Annotated in this window: 12 protein-coding genes; 6 read left to right on the forward strand and 6 right to left on the reverse strand. The window is 37.2% G+C overall.

The window, feature by feature from the left end:
* Positions 1-303 precede the first annotated feature (303 nt).
* Both ACYVHJ_RS03155 and rimO read right to left on the reverse strand, forming a co-directional pair.
* Positions 304-1,467 (reverse strand): hypothetical protein, encoded by a 1,164-nt coding sequence (locus ACYVHJ_RS03155; RefSeq protein ID WP_460512481.1) that lies wholly within the window; start codon positions 1,465-1,467, stop codon positions 304-306.
* A gap of 60 nt (positions 1,468-1,527) precedes the next feature.
* Positions 1,528-2,838 carry a MiaB/RimO family radical SAM methylthiotransferase gene (rimO, locus tag ACYVHJ_RS03160; RefSeq protein ID WP_460512483.1) on the reverse strand — a complete coding sequence of 437 codons (1,311 nt, stop codon included), beginning with the start codon at positions 2,836-2,838 and terminating at the stop codon, positions 1,528-1,530.
* A 336-nt stretch (positions 2,839-3,174) separates the two neighbouring features.
* On the opposite strand from rimO, the gene trhA reads away from it, so the two are divergent.
* Both trhA and ACYVHJ_RS03170 read left to right on the forward strand, forming a co-directional pair.
* Positions 3,175-3,828, forward strand: coding sequence for a PAQR family membrane homeostasis protein (trhA, locus tag ACYVHJ_RS03165; protein WP_460512485.1), 654 nt, complete (start codon positions 3,175-3,177; stop codon positions 3,826-3,828).
* A 276-nt stretch (positions 3,829-4,104) separates the two neighbouring features.
* Positions 4,105-4,497, forward strand: coding sequence for a DUF302 domain-containing protein (locus tag ACYVHJ_RS03170; protein ID WP_460512487.1), 393 nt, complete (start codon positions 4,105-4,107; stop codon positions 4,495-4,497).
* Positions 4,498-4,543: 46 nt separating this feature from the next.
* On the opposite strand, the gene ACYVHJ_RS03175 is transcribed toward ACYVHJ_RS03170, so the two are convergent.
* Positions 4,544-5,215: an FAD-binding oxidoreductase gene (locus tag ACYVHJ_RS03175; protein WP_339902216.1), complete on the reverse strand. Its 672-nt coding sequence runs from the start codon at positions 5,213-5,215 to the stop codon at positions 4,544-4,546.
* 549 nt (positions 5,216-5,764) lie between these two features.
* Here ACYVHJ_RS03175 and ACYVHJ_RS03180 point away from each other — a divergent pair.
* A complete protein-coding gene (locus ACYVHJ_RS03180; RefSeq protein WP_460512489.1) occupies positions 5,765-7,435 on the forward strand; it encodes a hypothetical protein in 1,671 nt (556 codons plus the stop codon).
* Here the strand turns inward: ACYVHJ_RS03180 and ACYVHJ_RS03185 are convergent, their stop codons facing one another.
* Positions 7,436-8,287 (reverse strand): alpha/beta hydrolase, encoded by an 852-nt coding sequence (locus ACYVHJ_RS03185; RefSeq protein WP_460512491.1) that lies wholly within the window; start codon positions 8,285-8,287, stop codon positions 7,436-7,438. It lies immediately after the preceding gene.
* A 157-nt stretch (positions 8,288-8,444) separates the two neighbouring features.
* Here ACYVHJ_RS03185 and ACYVHJ_RS03190 point away from each other — a divergent pair, with 157 nt between their 5' ends.
* Entirely contained in the window at positions 8,445-9,575 is a 1,131-nt protein-coding gene (locus ACYVHJ_RS03190; RefSeq protein ID WP_460512493.1) for a DegT/DnrJ/EryC1/StrS family aminotransferase, read from the forward strand.
* 140 nt (positions 9,576-9,715) lie between these two features.
* On the opposite strand, the gene pgi is transcribed toward ACYVHJ_RS03190, so the two are convergent.
* Positions 9,716-11,362 (reverse strand): glucose-6-phosphate isomerase, encoded by a 1,647-nt coding sequence (gene pgi / locus ACYVHJ_RS03195; RefSeq protein WP_339902212.1) that lies wholly within the window; start codon positions 11,360-11,362, stop codon positions 9,716-9,718.
* A 698-nt stretch (positions 11,363-12,060) separates the two neighbouring features.
* Here pgi and ACYVHJ_RS03200 point away from each other — a divergent pair.
* Together ACYVHJ_RS03200 and ACYVHJ_RS03205 are read left to right on the forward strand one after the other, a co-directional pair.
* On the forward strand, positions 12,061-14,175 hold the full coding sequence (locus ACYVHJ_RS03200) for a tetratricopeptide repeat-containing sensor histidine kinase (RefSeq protein ID WP_460512495.1): 2,115 nt from the start codon (positions 12,061-12,063) through the stop codon (positions 14,173-14,175).
* Positions 14,176-14,437: 262 nt separating this feature from the next.
* Positions 14,438-15,079, forward strand: coding sequence for an MCP four helix bundle domain-containing protein (locus tag ACYVHJ_RS03205; RefSeq protein WP_339902210.1), 642 nt, complete (start codon positions 14,438-14,440; stop codon positions 15,077-15,079).
* A gap of 12 nt (positions 15,080-15,091) precedes the next feature.
* Here the strand turns inward: ACYVHJ_RS03205 and ACYVHJ_RS03210 are convergent, their stop codons facing one another.
* On the reverse strand, positions 15,092-16,576 hold the full coding sequence (locus tag ACYVHJ_RS03210; RefSeq protein WP_460512498.1) for a sodium:solute symporter family protein: 1,485 nt from the start codon (positions 16,574-16,576) through the stop codon (positions 15,092-15,094).
* Between the last annotated feature and the right edge of the window lie 70 nt (positions 16,577-16,646).

Here is a 16,646-nt window from a genome sequence, read left to right on the forward strand (position 1 = left end):
GACAATCAATTAGGTGCTGAAATCATTTTAAATCGGCATGATTTTAAAGTGGTTACAACACTTCTTAAGAAAGTTTAGGAAAACCTATTACCTAAGCCTTGTTAAAGATTTAAAAAAAACCGGTGGTAACGGTGCGATACATGCAATGCTACTGCCGGTTTTTTTTTATGCGTTCTTTTGTCTACCCTATAGATTAAAATTAATTGATCGGCCTAACCACACCATCTTAAATGCGAAGGATCTAGATTTAATAAAAGCAAGCCCAAATAGCGGTTTTTGCTTCCTAATTAAATTGATAAGATTTTATTTTAACACTTTATGTTTTTCAAAAGGAACTGTCCGATCAAAAATATACCGGTAAGTATGGTGCGTTTTAAATATGGAGGCATTTAACTGTTCACATACCCGCATCATTTTAGGGTTAAAGTCTCCCACCCAATTCATTTCAATGGTTTGATAGGCTAATTTTTTCTCTGCTATATTGTCCTTAAACTCTGTAACCATGGCGCTTTCCACTCCTTTTCCTTGAAATTCAGGCACTACGCCAAATACCAGTCCTAACATTTTGTTTGGTGGGTTAAAAGTTTTATTCCATAAAAATTTAAGCTTTCCTATCCAATCCATTTTTCCATCAACATATTTGAATAGTTGATTAATTTCAGGAATACTAATAAAAAAGCAAATAGGGTCCCCTTTATAAAAGCCAAAATAAACAAGGTGCGGGTCAATGATTGGTTTCATCGAAGAAAGCATCAATTTGGCTTCTCTTTCAGAAATTGTTTTCCCCAAATGCGCAGCCCAGGCTTTGTTATAAACCGTCATAAAATATTCAGGAAATTTATCCCAAAGCTCTTTTCCTTTAAGGTACCTGAATTCAAAATCTTTATCCTTAGCAATAATGGATGCGCGCTTTTCAATTTTTGGATCTACTACAACGCCTTTGACATTTCTACTGTAAGTAAATTGCTTGAAATAGATTTGAAAACCGTAGGCCTCGAAAAAATCTTTATAATACCCAAAATTCCAATGCATATTATAATTAGCCGGAGAAAAGCCATCTACCAATAATCCCCACCATTTGTCTCTTTCCCCAAAATTCACAGGGCCATCCATGGCCTCCATACCCTGTGCCTCCAACCAGTCCTTTGCTGCATCAAACAACATAAAAGCTGCCTTCTGGTCATTGATGCACTCAAAAAAACCCATCCCTCCCGTTGGGATTTTCTCTTTCCATTTTGGGTTGATAAAGGCGGCATTCCTACCGATGGTGTTGCCTTGATCATCTAATAATAACCACCGAATGGATTTGCCTCCACTTTTAAATAGTTTGTTGGTTTCCGGGTGAAAAAGATCTTCTATATCTTTATCCAGGGGTCTGATCCAATTTTTTTCGTTTTTATACAGCCTGACGGCCATTTGAAAAAATTCTTTTTGATGTGCCGGGGTGGTGACTTCCTGTAAATGCATGAATTAAACTACTATTTTTAATCTTTTAACATTGGTTTGATAAATAGACCTGAGGAAAGGCTAAATGATTTCTCCGTAAAGGTCAAATTCGGTAGCTTCAGTAATTTTAACATTGACGAAATCCCCCAATCTACAATAAAACTTACTGGCATCTATCAGCACCTCATTGTCCACCTCCACAGAATCATAAGCTGTACGCCCTACAAAACGGCCATTTTCTTTTTTATCAATTAACACCTTGTATTCCTTCCCTATTTTCTCCTGATTGAGTTCAAAAGAAATTTGTTCTTGTATTTCCATCAGGCGATTGGCCCTCTCTTGTTTGACTACCTGAGGCACGCTGTCCTCCAAGCCATAGGCATGTGTATCTTCCTCATGGGAATAGGTGAAAACGCCTAAGCGCTCAAATCGCATGCGTTCCACAAAATCTACCATCTCTTCAAACTCCTTTTCTCCTTCTCCCGGATGCCCTGTGATAAGCGTGGTCCTAATCGCTATATCCGGGATTTTATTTCGGATTTCATTGATCAACGCCTCCTGCTTTTCACGGGTAGTTCCCCGTCTCATCGTTTTTAACACCTCAGTAGACCCATGTTGCAGAGGTATGTCCAAGTAATTGCAAATATTGTTTCTTTCTGCCATCACTTCCAACACGTCCATAGGAAAACCTGTAGGGTAAGCATAATGCAACCTTATCCACTCTAGCCCTTCTACATCCGAAAGGGCTCGCAATAGATCCGCAAGTCTTCTTTTTTTGTAGAGATCCAAACCATAATAGGTAGAATCCTGAGCGATCAAAAGTATTTCTTTGGTTCCTCCGGCCACTTTGTGTTTGGCCTCTTTTACCAATTCCTCTATTGGGCGAGATACGTGCCCACCTCTCATAAGCGGAATGGCACAAAAAGAACATGGTCTGTCACAACCTTCAGAAATTTTCATGTAGGCATAATGCGAAGCGTGGCTTAGCAACCGCTCTCCTACCAACTCATGCTTATAATCAGCCTTAAATTTCTTCAATAATGCAGGTAATTCCCTGGTTCCAAAAAAGGCATCTACCTGAGGAATTTCATCCTCTAAATCATCCTTATAGCGCTGAGAAAGGCAGCCTGTCACATAAACTTTGTCTACCAAACCTTGATCCTTGGCGGTAGCATACTCTAAAATAGTATTGATAGATTCCTGCTTGGCATTGTCAATAAAGCCACAAGTATTGATAATCACTATATTATTGTCCTCAGCATTTGATTCATGCCTGGCGTCAATACCATTTCCTTTCAGTTGGCTTAATAGCACTTCGGAATCCACGAGGTTTTTGGAACAACCCATGGTGATGATATTGACTTTATCTTTTTTTAAGGTTCTTGCTTTCATATCTTCCTGCAAAAGTACAAAATTACCCTGACAACCATTCTATACATCTCACCTTTAGCTAAATGTTATTTAATTATTAAAGACTGCGTTATTATGTAAAGAATCCTTAATCTTCAAAAGGCTTTTATAATTCAGGAAAAGCCTACTTTTGAATCAGTAATACAGCGACAATTTTTTTATTACTCCTTGTAATTTTTTAAAAGGCCACGATCCATATCGAGGCCTTTTTCTTTTTATTCCATTTCTATTTTTTAAAATGCTGATTAACCTACTATCCATCCGGAAATATTGAGGCAAAAACCCGATATTTACTGATTATACTATTAATTGACTACAATGGCCGGACAGGTAGAAAGAAAACAGACACTAAAAGAAGAGTTTGCCAATACACTCACTCATTTGATTGGGATCCTTTTTAGTATTGTGGCCATATCTCTTTTGGTCGTTTTTTCTGTATTGAATGGCACTGCCTTGCATGTAGTCAGTTGCTGCATCTTTGGGGCCACCATGTTATTGCTTTATACCTCCTCTACCCTTTATCATGCCATACAATCTACGGAATTAAAACCCCTATTGCGGAGCATTGATCATATTAGCATTTATTTTTTAATTTCCGGAACCTATACTCCCTTATTGTTACTTGGTTTGGGTGGCACCTTAGGCTGGGTATACTTCGGAATTGTATGGACCATTACCGTATTTGGATTGGTTTTTAAAATATTTTTTATTGGGAGATTTGAAAAACTATCCCTCCTATTGTACCTATGCATGGGCTGGATGGCCTTGCTCCTAATAAAGCCCCTAGTGGCCAACCTAAGTACAGAAATCATTTACCTGATTGCTGCCGGGGGTTTGACCTATACTTTAGGTACTATTTTTTATGCCAATAAAAAAATGCTTTACGCCCACGCCATCTGGCATGTTTTTGTTCTTGGCGGGACGGTTTTGCATTTTATAGCGATTGTGTTTCTGATAACATCAGAAAATTAATCTTAGCCAAAGATCTGATAGGTTGATATTAAATGATGGGACAGGGCTAATAAAAACGCCGAAGTTGAACTGGATTATTCCACACTTTTAAAGCTTAATTTAGTAATAGAAGAACAATAAGATTTTATCGCCCAATGGTTATTTAAATTTACGGGAAGATTTCAAACCTATAAACTTGTCAATATAATAGCGAAAACCATCACATTGTAACAAAGGTCACTTTCTTTGGCTCGATCTATGTGTAGTTTTATAGTTGAACCAATAAATGAAACCGTTATGAAATATTATATAAATAAAACACTCGAACCACAATCCTTTTCAGAAGTAAAAGAAAAGGTAACTGCTGCTTTAAAAGAGCAAGGATTTGGTGTGCTTACGGAAATAGATATTCAGGCCACCATGAAAAAGAAACTGGATAAGGATTATTTACCGACAGTAATATTGGGCGCTTGCAATCCCGGTTTTGCAGACAAGGTCTTGACCATAGACCCAAATATGTCGGCCATGTTGCCTTGTAATGTCACCATTAGAGAACTTGAGAATGGTGATATAGAGGTCTCCGCCATCGATCCCGAGGCGGCCATGGTACCGGTTGGCAAAGAGGAAATCAAACCCCTGGCCAAAGAAGTAAAAGAAAAGCTCGCAAAAGCAGTTGAAGCAGTAAGGTAAAAACAAAGGAGATTCCTAATGGGAGTCTCCTTTTCGATAATAGTCATTACTTCTCAAACACCAGAGCCTCTGGATTTGCCCCTAGATCTTTCAATGCTCCATTTACCGCTTTTATAAAGCCCTCAGGCCCACAAACGTAAAAATGTTGGTGCTTGAAATCGTTGATATTCTCCATCAGGTATTTCTTATCAATCCTTCCTCGATCATAGGCTGAATCTTCTTGATTCTCAATGATATTTTGGAATTTATGCCCTAAAATGGTCTTCAATTCTTCAAATAAAATGATGTCATCGTTTGTTTTATTGGCAAATATCAACTGATTGTTGCCAATTTTATTTTTTTGACGCAAATCGCGTAAAATCGAAATAAAAGGTGTGATTCCTGCCCCTCCTGCTAAAAACACACCCTCGCCCTTGTAGGCAATTGCTCCCCAGGCATCTCCTATTTCAACTTCATCACCCACCTGTGCATTCCCTAATCTTTTGGTAACTCCTTCATGATCATCGTAAGTTTTAATGGTAAACTCCAAATAATCATCTTCTGGAAGGCTGGTAAAAGTAAAAGGACGCTTAACATCCGCCCAACCTTCTTTCAATAAACTCAATTCTGTGGCCTGTCCGGGCACATAAGAATAGCTTTTGGGTTTTTCTATTTTGAAAACAAAAGTATCATGCGTTGCCTTACTTTTTTCTAAAATTTTTAATTGAAAGGATTTCATAGGATTTTTAGTTTTATATGGTATTGACTGTTCTACTAACCACAAACATTAATCCAAAATTTGAATTGCATTTTTTAATAATTCAACCTAGCCAAATCGTGCAAAAAAATCTGCTTTAAAAGTATTCCCATCAATATTCACATGCCAAAAACCCCCATACAAAATTCGAATCAAAGTCAATTGCATTCTCATTTTCCCTTACTGGAAAAGGTTTTAGTGCGAATGGAGCCTTAGCGTTGACTTTTTCTTGAAATGCAAGATCTTGAATGGATAAATCGTTAACTAAGAGCAAGTATACAAATGGGAGAAGCCAGCATTTTTTCCAGTTCATGTTCCTATCTTATTAATTGTAATATAAATCCATTTCTTAACGAAGATTGATTTTATTGAAACGGATTTTAATCTACGTTTCATTATTATGATCAATCTATATACGAACAGTTATGCTATAATGGATTAATGTAATCATCCTTTGAGCAAACAATGTGACTATTTTGATTGTGATTGTCTATCAAAGCCCTTACTTTAAGCTAAAATAAAAAACTTGAGATGTTCATAGTAATAACGTTCCTACTTCAATGGCTTATAGCTTTGCACTTGCCTTTATCATTAATGCCAACCAATTCCGTCAAAATTGATGATTTTGTGTTAGCATTTGAAAATTTAAATACCCGATCTAACTCCTTATCAACAATAAATTACATACCCTTTGAATCCAAAGGAGGCCACCTTCAAGGCATCCAATTGTATAAAGAAAATACTATCTATCTAAGCGGGAGCTCTGAAGAATTGAGTTATATAGTAAAAATAAACCTTGAAGGTCAATCGAAAGTAATGGCGATTGACACCTTGATGCATTCACCTCTCCGCCATGCAGGCGGATTTCAAATTTTTGAGCATTACCTGGCAGTAGGAATTGAAGACAACAAAAAGCGAAACCTTGCTTATCTTCAAATCTATGATTTAGAATCTCAGGCTCCCTTTGACCAACCCATTTATACCATAGAAAGAAAAGGAGATTTTGAACGGGTTACAGCCGGAGCGGTGGGCATTACCGCTTTTAGAGGTGATATATTGATTTTGGTTGCCAATTGGGACAGTCGGGTACTGGACTTTTATTCCTGCCCCCAGCAGGATTTTTATGATGGGAAAGGACTTTTTACGCTAAAAAATTCCATAGAGGTCAAAAAACAATCTACTGATGAATGGTCAGATCCCAAATGGGAGTCCTACCAAAATTTGAATTTATTTTCTGATAAGAGTCAGCAACTGTTTATGGTCGGTACAGCAAAAAATAAGGATGGAAAGCAAATAGCTGACTTGTTTGAATTACAGCTAGAACCCGCTACACATAAAGTCAAAAAATTAAGTTCGAAAGTTTTTAATACTTCCAAAGGTGTAGATTTTAAAGCTGCTGCAGGTTTAAACATTTCAGATTCAGGGACACTAATATTGGCAGCAGCGCCTTACCAATTGGAAAGGAATACCAACATCGATTTATTCTCCAATAACAGTACAAAATTTTCAACTTGGAAAAAAATGCAGGCTTGGGCTTCACCTGACGCCCGACAAGCAGCCGCCGCCAATGAACATTATATTTATGCCATAAACAACCATACCATAAGTAAATATGAAAGGGCTACCGGTAACTTGATCGTGACAAAAAATCTTCCTAATACCAAACATTTAAACAGCGGCTTTTTTTATAAGGACCTTCTCTATTGCGCCCATTCCAACTACCCAAACCAGCCGGATAGTAGTAGTATTCGAATAATTGATCCTGAAAACTTAATTCTGACAAAGACAATTAATTTGGGAGAGTCAGAAGGAAGCCTTACCTGGATTGTTAAAAACAAAGAACATTGGTATGCCCTTTTTGCCTATTACGGTAAGGACAATCACCTTACTTATCTAGCCAAAATGAATAACAATTGGGAAATAATAGGTAAATGGACATTTCCTAAAAAAATGATAGAGGAGATGGGCAAAATGAGCATTTCCGGTGGTGTGCCTTGGAAAGAAGGCTTTTTGGTTACCGGGCACGATGAAAAGAAACTTTATTATCTAATTTTGCCTAAAACGGGTAAAACCTTAAACTTTATTGAAAAGTATAAAGCACCCTTTACAGGACAAGGAATTGCTTTGGATCCATTAAACGGAGGCCTTGTCGGCATAAATAGAGCTGAAAATACCTTGATTTCCTCCCAGCTAATGCCCTAATCATTCACCTACAGCTTTGACAAAATCAATAACCCATCGAAAGCCCCTACCGGGAGTGTAGACCATTTGAAGCATCATGGGAATATGCCTTTTATTTTTCTGAATTTTGAAATTAGGCTCTGGAACAAACTTCTTGTATTCTTTCATAAACCTATCGGTACCTACTAAAATACTCTCATAGGTTTTCCCACCCATCATGAAAAGCATGGGTGGCATGTCTTCATGCAGAAAGTAGATTGGGGAAGTATCTTTCCACACCTGGGGTGAATCAGTAAAAGTTTTTAAATGAGAAGTACCCGGAGCATAGTTCTTCTCTTTGAGGTAATGGTACATATCTAGGCCTGCGGCATCATTTAAAACGGCCGCAGCAATTGGGCTTTTAACACCAAGACTATCAAAATACTCTTCTCGAATGGAAATCAGGCTTGCTAAGTGCCCTCCGGCAGAATGTCCGGACACCACTATTTTCTCCGGATCACCACCATATTCAGTGATGTTTTCATCCACCCAATTCACCGCCTTGGCAGAAGCTATAGCCATGCTGTGGATTTTATATTCCGGGCTCAAGGGGTAATCAATAATTACAGCAACTATGTTTCTTCTGGCCCACCTTCTGGCAATCAAACTGTATTTTTCTTTGGATCCTGATCTCCAGCTACCGCCATGGATAAATACCAAGACAGGAAGGGCTTCTTTAATCTTTTTTGGCCGGAAAATGTTTAATTTTTTTTCAGGTAATTCTCCCAAATAACCTTCCTCCATATAGGTGACATTTTCTGTAACTGTAATTCCCCTTAAGGAACAGGATTCGCACAAAACAAAGAGAAAAGCATAAATGAACAATCGCATCATATCGCCTTTTTTTCAATATACGTGATAACTACCATAGTAGACCATTCTTTGGGCCCAAGGAAATAATAATAGTGGTTTTTTATTGAGTTTCTTCCAATATATGGTATCTATTCTCACTTGTTAATTATTTTCGTATCCTAATTCATGAATGATACAAATGAAGGACAATTCTCCCATAAAGTTTTTAGACTTAAAAGCCATTAATAAGGCATTTGAACCTGAACTCTCAGACACCTTATTACAAATAAGCAGGAGTGGTCAGTATGTCAATGGAGAAATCTCTACAACATTCGAGAAGAATTTCGCGGACTATATTGGAACAAATCACTGTATTAGTCTAGGGAATGGGACCAATGCACTGGAACTTATCCTTCAGGCTTACCTTATCATGGGTCATTTAAAGGAGGGGGATGAAATTCTGGTTCCTGCCAATACTTTCTTTGCCACATTTTTGGCAATTTCCAATCAAGGGCTAAAACCGGTGGCAGTGGAACCTGAGCTTTATAGTTTCAATATCTCCTCCAGATCCCTTGAACAAAAAATTACAAGAAAATCTCGAGCCTTAGTGTTGGTCCACCTTTTCGGTAGGAATGCTTATAGCGAAGAGATAAGACAACTTATTGACAAGCATCAACTTAAGCTTATTGAGGACAATGCCCAGGCAGTGGGCTGTATATTTAAGGGTGTTAAAACCGGGGCGTTGGGACATGTTGCTGCCCACAGCTTTTACCCTACAAAAAACTTAGGGGCCTTAGGTGATGCCGGAGCCGTCACAACCAACGAGCCCGAATTGGCAAGTATCATTCGAGCCCTCACCAATTACGGTGGCAAGGAAAAGTACAAATTCGAATATATAGGCACCCATTCGAAGATGGACGAAATCCAAGCTGGTGTACTGAATGTAAAATTACCTCATTTAGACAAGTCCAATCGCCGTAGGACTGAAATTGCTGATGCCTACCTCAAAGGAATTGATCCTCAACACGTGACATTACCTATGAAAACTGGCCCAAACCAGGTCCTTTCTCACACCTGGCATTTGTTTACTCTACTGGTAGAAAAGAGGGAGAAATTGATTCAATACTTATCTCAGAATGGAATAGAAACTGCCATCCACTATCCTATTCCACCCCATCTTCAACCGGCTTACCAGAAAGTAAATTTTGGAAAATTGCCCTTAACAGAAAAAATTCATCGAGAAATTATAAGCATCCCCCTTCACCCTGAATTGCGTGATAATGAAATCTCTACCATAATAGATACAATAAACAATTGGGAAGGAAAATGACCAATATACAGTAGGAGACATCTGCTTTGGTGGAAAAAGCCTTCAACTTATAAAAAAAATCCTGACGCAGCAGGTTGTAGCTGCGTCAGGAATTGCATATACCTTATAGATTCTTAGGGTCAATCAACGGTGGAAATTTCTTAACTTTTTCGAAAATCCTTGAAAGCATTGATCAAGCCATTGGTAGAAGAATCATGGGAGGCTATTTCTTCATCGGACTGCAACTCAGGTAGAATTGATTTGGCCATTACCTTTCCTAGCTCAACTCCCCATTGATCAAAACTATAGATGTTCCATATTACACCTTGCACATAAATTTTATGCTCATACATGGCTATCAAAGCCCCTAAGGTCGATGGATTGATCTTTTTCACAAGGATAGAATTGGTAGGCCTGTTTCCTTCAAAAACCCTGTGAGGAGCAATTTTATTGATAACTTCCGGAGACTTACCTTCTTTCTTCATCTCCTCTTTTACCTCTTCTAATGATTTACCATTCATCAATGCTTCTGTTTGTGCAAAAAAGTTTGACATTAATTTGGCATGATGATCACTAACAGGATTATGTGTTTGGGCGGGAGCGATAAAATCGCAAGGTATCATTTGCGTGCCTTGGTGTATCAATTGGTAAAAAGCATGTTGTCCATTGGTACCCGGTTCTCCCCAAATGACAGGCCCGGTAGGATAGTTTACTTTGTTTCCTTCTCTATCGATGTATTTCCCATTGCTCTCCATGTTCCCTTGCTGAAAGTAAGCAGGAAAACGGTGCATGTATTGGTCATAAGGCAGAATGGTTTCTGAAGTGGCTCCCAAAAAGTTGGTATTCCAGATCCCTATTAGGGCCAGCAAAACCGGCAAATTTTTATCAAATGATTCTGACCTGAAATGCTTGTCCATATCGTGTGCTCCCTCCAGTAGTTTCCTGAAATTATCGAAACCTACAGCACAGGCAACAGTCAAGCCTATGGCTGACCATAAGGAATACCTTCCTCCTACCCAATCCCAGAATTCAAACATATTGTTAAGGTCGATACCAAACGCTCTAACTGCATTACCATTTGTCGAAAGGGCTACAAAATGTTTGGCCACCTCAACTTCATTACGGGCTTGTTCCAAAAACCAAGACCTGGCCGTATGGGCATTGGTCATGGTTTCTTGAGTCGTAAAAGTTTTGGATGCGATAAAAAACATCGTAGTCTCCGGATTCACTTGTTTAAGCACCTCTGTGATATGGGAACCATCTACATTAGACACAAAATAAGTTTTGATATGAGGGTGCTGGTAAGGTTTAAGTGCTTCTGTCACCATAACAGGACCAAGATCTGACCCACCAATACCAATATTAACAAGGGATTCGATAGGCTTTCCTGTATATCCTTTCCATACTCCTTTAGATACCTTTTCAGAAAAAACCTTCATTTTTTCCAATACTTCATTGACATCAGGCATAACGTCCTTTCCATCAACGTAGACCGGATCATTTGATCTGTTTCTCAAAGCAGTATGTAAAACTGCCCTACCTTCGGTAGCATTGATTGGTTTACCGGAAAACATATCCTCTATGGCTTCTTTTAAATTTGTCTGATTGGCCAAATCTATAAGTGAAGAGAAAATTTTCTCATTTATTCCATTTTTTGAATAATCAAGTAAAATGTCTTTGAAGCGAACACTGTACTTTCTAAATCGATTGGGATCTTCTTCAAACAAAGATTTTATATCAATTGGAGTGTTAGCAGCTCCAGACAAACTTTTCCAAGCTGCTGTTGAGGTGGGGTTGGTATTTTTCATCGTGTCATCAATTCAATTTTGAACCTTAAAGCTAAAAATAAAATTCAAGCAATTAAAAAAGTAATTCAGTGAATTGTTAATTCACGTGGCTATCCTAAAATTCAAATTAATTTCACCTGCTTGATTTGCTGTACAATTGGTATGTAAATTTCTCTTAAACAATACCAATTTCATAAAAAAGCAGCCTTATGTTTTAAAAATTCAACTGAGCCCTTTCTTAATCTATTTTAAAAAGTTACCTTAAAGAGAAAAGACTTGGAAATATTTAAATCTCATCCATTAATAAACTACAAAATCTATATGGTGTAAATAAGGTGAAAACTTTAAAACCCCTTAAATTTTATTTAATAATTAATATTTTAACAATAACTTTGTCGTTCTTTTGAACAACAAAAAAGCTCTTCAAACCAACTAAAGAAGGACAAATAAGATCAAGAAGCAGATAAGATAGGAATAGTAAAACATTACTATTCACTCAAGGTTAATAAACAGGAATTGAGGATTTGGTACCAATCGCTATTTGGCATATATACCGGCTTTTACTCTAAGAATGGTGAAGTATAACTATACTAATTAACATTGACTTTCTTTACCATTATTCTAGTTAAAAAACATTCCTCAGGCGCGAATTTTCATACAACTGTTTATTACTGTACACGATTAACTATTCTGTTTATAACTTAAACAAACAATAACCTTTGGCTGCGTTATGTAATTATAAAATCATTTTTCCCATTACTGCAATGCTGTCAGTGATGTTTGCAACGCATTCCTTATGGGCTCAAACCGACACCATTCAATCCCAAATTGATCAATTACAGACATTAGAAAATCGAGAAAACTTTTTCCCTACAGCTGATTATATTGACCAATTGAATCGATTGGGTGAAATTTATTACCATAGAAACCCGGACAGTCTTTACTTATTGGCCATGAAAAGTCTAAAAGCAAGCGAGCAGATAGACTATACCATCGGCAAAATAGATGCTTATAGAAACATTGGAGCCTATCACAATCTTAAAGGAGAATACACTCAAGCTTTAAGTTATTTTGAAGAAGGCTTAAATCTCGCTGAAAAGGAAGAGTATTGGCTAGGTCTAGCGAATCTCTACAATAGTATGGGGCTAAATGCTTACGAAAAGGGAAATTATACGAAGGCAGTGACCCATTATTTACAAGCCCTTAAAATCAAAGAAGAACATTTGTCGGAATTTGAGCAAAGCAAAACTTTAAGCAATCTAGGTTTAGTATTCATGGATGTTGGAAATATTGAAAAGGCATTGGAATACCATACTCGCGCACTAAAAATCCGAGAAGTCTATAACGACCAAACAGGCATCGCTTCATCAAGAATAAACATCGCTTTAATTTACAAGGAAAAAGGGGAATTGAAAAAGGCAATGACACAGTTAGAAGCTACTCTTGAGCTAGGCATAAAGATGAACAATAAGCAACTGATTTCTGTAAGTTATTTTAATTTGGGTGAACTTTTTCTTATTCAGGGAGAAAACCAAAACGCATATGTAAATTTTGAAAAGGCCTATGTTGTGGATAAAGAAAGGGATGACCGTGTCGGAATAGGTTACGATTTACTTGGCATGGGAGAAGCCCGGTTAAACATGAACCAACTCCATGAAGCCAAGCAAAACATTGAAGAAAGTCTTGAGATTTTTGTTGAAAGTGATATCAATAGTAATATTGACAAAAGTCACTTGTTGCTTAGTAGGATTTATGAGGAAATGAATGTTTATGCTCAAGCACTACATCATTTTAAATTGCATAAACTGTACCAAGACAGTATCATGAGTTCAGAAATAAATGAGCAAATTCAGGAAATTAATGCAAAATACGAATCTGAAAAAAAAGAAACAGAGTTTCTTCAACAACAAAAAGAGAAAGATCTCTTGAATGAAAACAGGATGGCCCAAAATATTCGAAACGGGGTTTCGATCATCCTTGTCATTTTATTGATCGCTTTTATAATCGCTATTCGGTCAATTAAAGCTCAGACAAAAGCCAAAGTAATTGTAACCAAGCAAAGGAATGAATTTGAGAAATTAAATAAAAAACTATTACATCAGAAAAATGAGAATGAAAAAATAACCAAGCAATTGTTTCAGGTAAATGAAACGAAAGACAAAATCTTCAGTATCGTTGGACACGACCTCAAAAGTCCGATCACTAGTTTAAAAGGGCTAATGCAATATGTGGTAGATGAAAATTTAGAACAAAAGGAATTTTTATTGGTATCCAAACAATTGCGAAATGAAGTTGAACAAGTTCATTTCACGCTCGTTAATTTATTAAACTGGGCGAAAGGTCAAATGAAAGGAATAGTAACAGCGCCTGCCGACATATCCTTGCACCAGTTGGTAGAACAAAACATTAGCTTAAACAAGCCGATATCAAAAAACAAAAACATTGAAATTATAAACCAATTAGAGGAAAACACGATTTGTTATGCCGATAGGGATCAAATAAGCTTGGCTTTAAGAAATGTGCTAAACAATGCCCTGAAATTCACTCCAAAAGGAGGTAAAATTATTATTTCAAGTAAAAAATCAAACCAGGGTTTTTGGGAAATCTCAATAAAAGACAACGGTATAGGCATGAATGAAGAAATATTAAAAAATGTATTTTCAAAAGAATTGGCCAATAAGCAACAATATGGCACAGAAGGTGAGAAAGGAACTGGTCTGGGTTTACATTTAACGAAGGATTTTATTGAAAAAAATGGAGGGGAGATAAATGTAATCAGCAAGCCCGGTAAAGGGACCACATTCACTTTCACCATCCCGTCAGCACACTTTTGAAGGAAAGAAATCTTGTCCTCTGAAATATTGTACCCTTTAGTTGATAAATCAAAATTTAATGCTTTAATTAATCATTAAATTATACAGCAATTCAGTAATAATAATCCCAAAAATAGGATTCTCCTAAATAAAAAAAGAGAAGCACAATTAAAAATGGCTATCATTAATAGACCGGTTTAGTAATACGATATCAAAAAGATTTTCCATTTAGTCCTTTGAAGATCAATTTAAAATTTTAGCAATTATTTAATATTAATGAAAAATGACACGAAAAACGTTTTTAGCTTTCAAGACAAAAATAGCCATTGCATTAATTCTCGTATTGTTTCTCATTTTCGCTAAAAGTTTGGTTGATAAAAGCAACGTAGACGAATTGGAGGCTTCATTTGTAACCGTTTATGAAGACCGATTGGTCGTGCAGGATTATATTTTCAATATTACTGAATTACTTTTTCGAATGCGATTACTGGTAGCAAATACCGAATCTATGGACCAATACATGTCCGTTAAAACCCAGGTAATAGACTATCACGAACAAATTCTGGCTATTATTTCCGGCTTTGAAAGAACATACCTGACCCCCAAAGAAGAGAAATACCTCAATGACTTTAAGCATTTGGTTTCAGAAAAACTTGAGATACAAAGTTATTTCAGCAACCAAGTAGCTACAGAAAACAACTATGAAAACAGCGTTCAAAGATTTAATTCGGACTTCGAGCGTGTTTTTAATGATTTAAGAGAGCTTTCTAAAATCCAGCTTTCTGAAGGAGAAAAACTCACCAACTTGAGTTACCGTATCAAAGCCAGATCAGACATTTGGTTACAATTTGAATATGCCGTACTGTTTATCCTGCTAATCATCATCAGCATGTTGATCTACTCTTCAAGAGGAATTTCAGATTAATCAAAACTAATTTTATTCATTCTTTTTATTGGCTAATGCAGAAAGTAAAAACCCTACCAAGAAAATAACAATGGTACCGAAAACGATGGTAAGGTTGGCATGAAAGGTACTTCTGAACCTCATGCCTTCTTCCAGAATTACCGGAGACAAGCTCATCCAAGCAATCACCAATACTCCTAAAGCAACGCCTATGGCGGCATATTTTTGTTTGATGTTTTTACCGATAAATCCAAGCAGAAACAAGCCCAGAATACCTCCACTAAATATGGCCGACAAAGCCCACCAGGCATCCAGAGCACTTTCCACCCCATTGAAGGCAATGGCTACAATAATCGCCAATAAACCCATCACAAAGGAGGAGAAAAGCAATACTCTCATTTCTGACTTCCCATTCACATCAGGAGCTATATATCTTTTGTAATGGTCTGTAAGGATTATGGTGGCAGAACTATTGATACTGGTGGAGATTGTACTCATTCCTGCCGCAAAAATAGAAGCAATAAGTAACCCTGTCATCCCTACAGGCAAACCACTAACAATGAAATAAGGAAAAACTTTATCCGCTTGGGACAGATCACTAAATTTTTCAGGTAACAATTCCGGCATCGCTTGATAATAAGCAAAAAGCGCAGTACCAATAAAGAAAAACAGAAGCGATACCGGGACGTATAATAAGCTTCCCAATAAGGTGGATTTCACTGCTTCCTTGTCAGATTTGGCACTTAAGTAACGCTGTACATAGTTTTGGTCTACACCAAAATTTTGCAGATTTATAAATAATCCATAAATCAAAATCACCCAGAATGTGCCTTCAGAAAGGCTAAAGCCCAAACTTCCCAAACTAAACTTATCATGTTCTGCCCCTATGGTAAATACTTGTCCGGGTCCCTCTGGCATGGAGAACATTATGATTAATAAACATGCCAATGCACCTGAGATAAGCACAATACCTTGGATGGCATCCGTCCAAATCACGGCCTCAAAGCCTCCCATAATGGAGTAAATCAGTACGCTAACCCCAGTAACTACAATAATCACAGGGATACTCCAGCCAAACATCACATTCATTGGTAAGGCCAAAAGATACATGATGGCTCCCATTCGTGCCAATTGAGTCAACAAATAACAAATGGATGCATAAGTTCTGGCCCAAGCACCAAATTTGGTTTCCAAATAATAATACGCCGAAGGATTTTTTATCCCCCTGTATAAAGGAACAAAAAACTTAACCGCCAAAATTGCCGCAATTGGAATGGATAAGCTAAATACAAACCCACTCCAATTGGACAAATAAGCATTTCCCGGAAGGGCTAAAAAACTGATACTACTTACAAAAGTAGCAAAAATGGACATTCCTATGGCCCAAGAGGGCAATCTACCCCCTCCGGTAATGTAGTCATTTGCAGAACGTTTTTTGAAATAAAAGGAGGCCCCAAATAGAATGATGGCCAACATATAGGACAAAAATACAACTAAATCAATAAGGGATAAATCCATTCTTTTTATTATTTTAAATGATTATTTCAGGCTTAAGCATGCCAAGTACCTGATCTTCTTATCTGCCTCT

The organism is Cyclobacterium sediminis, assembly GCF_054781075.1.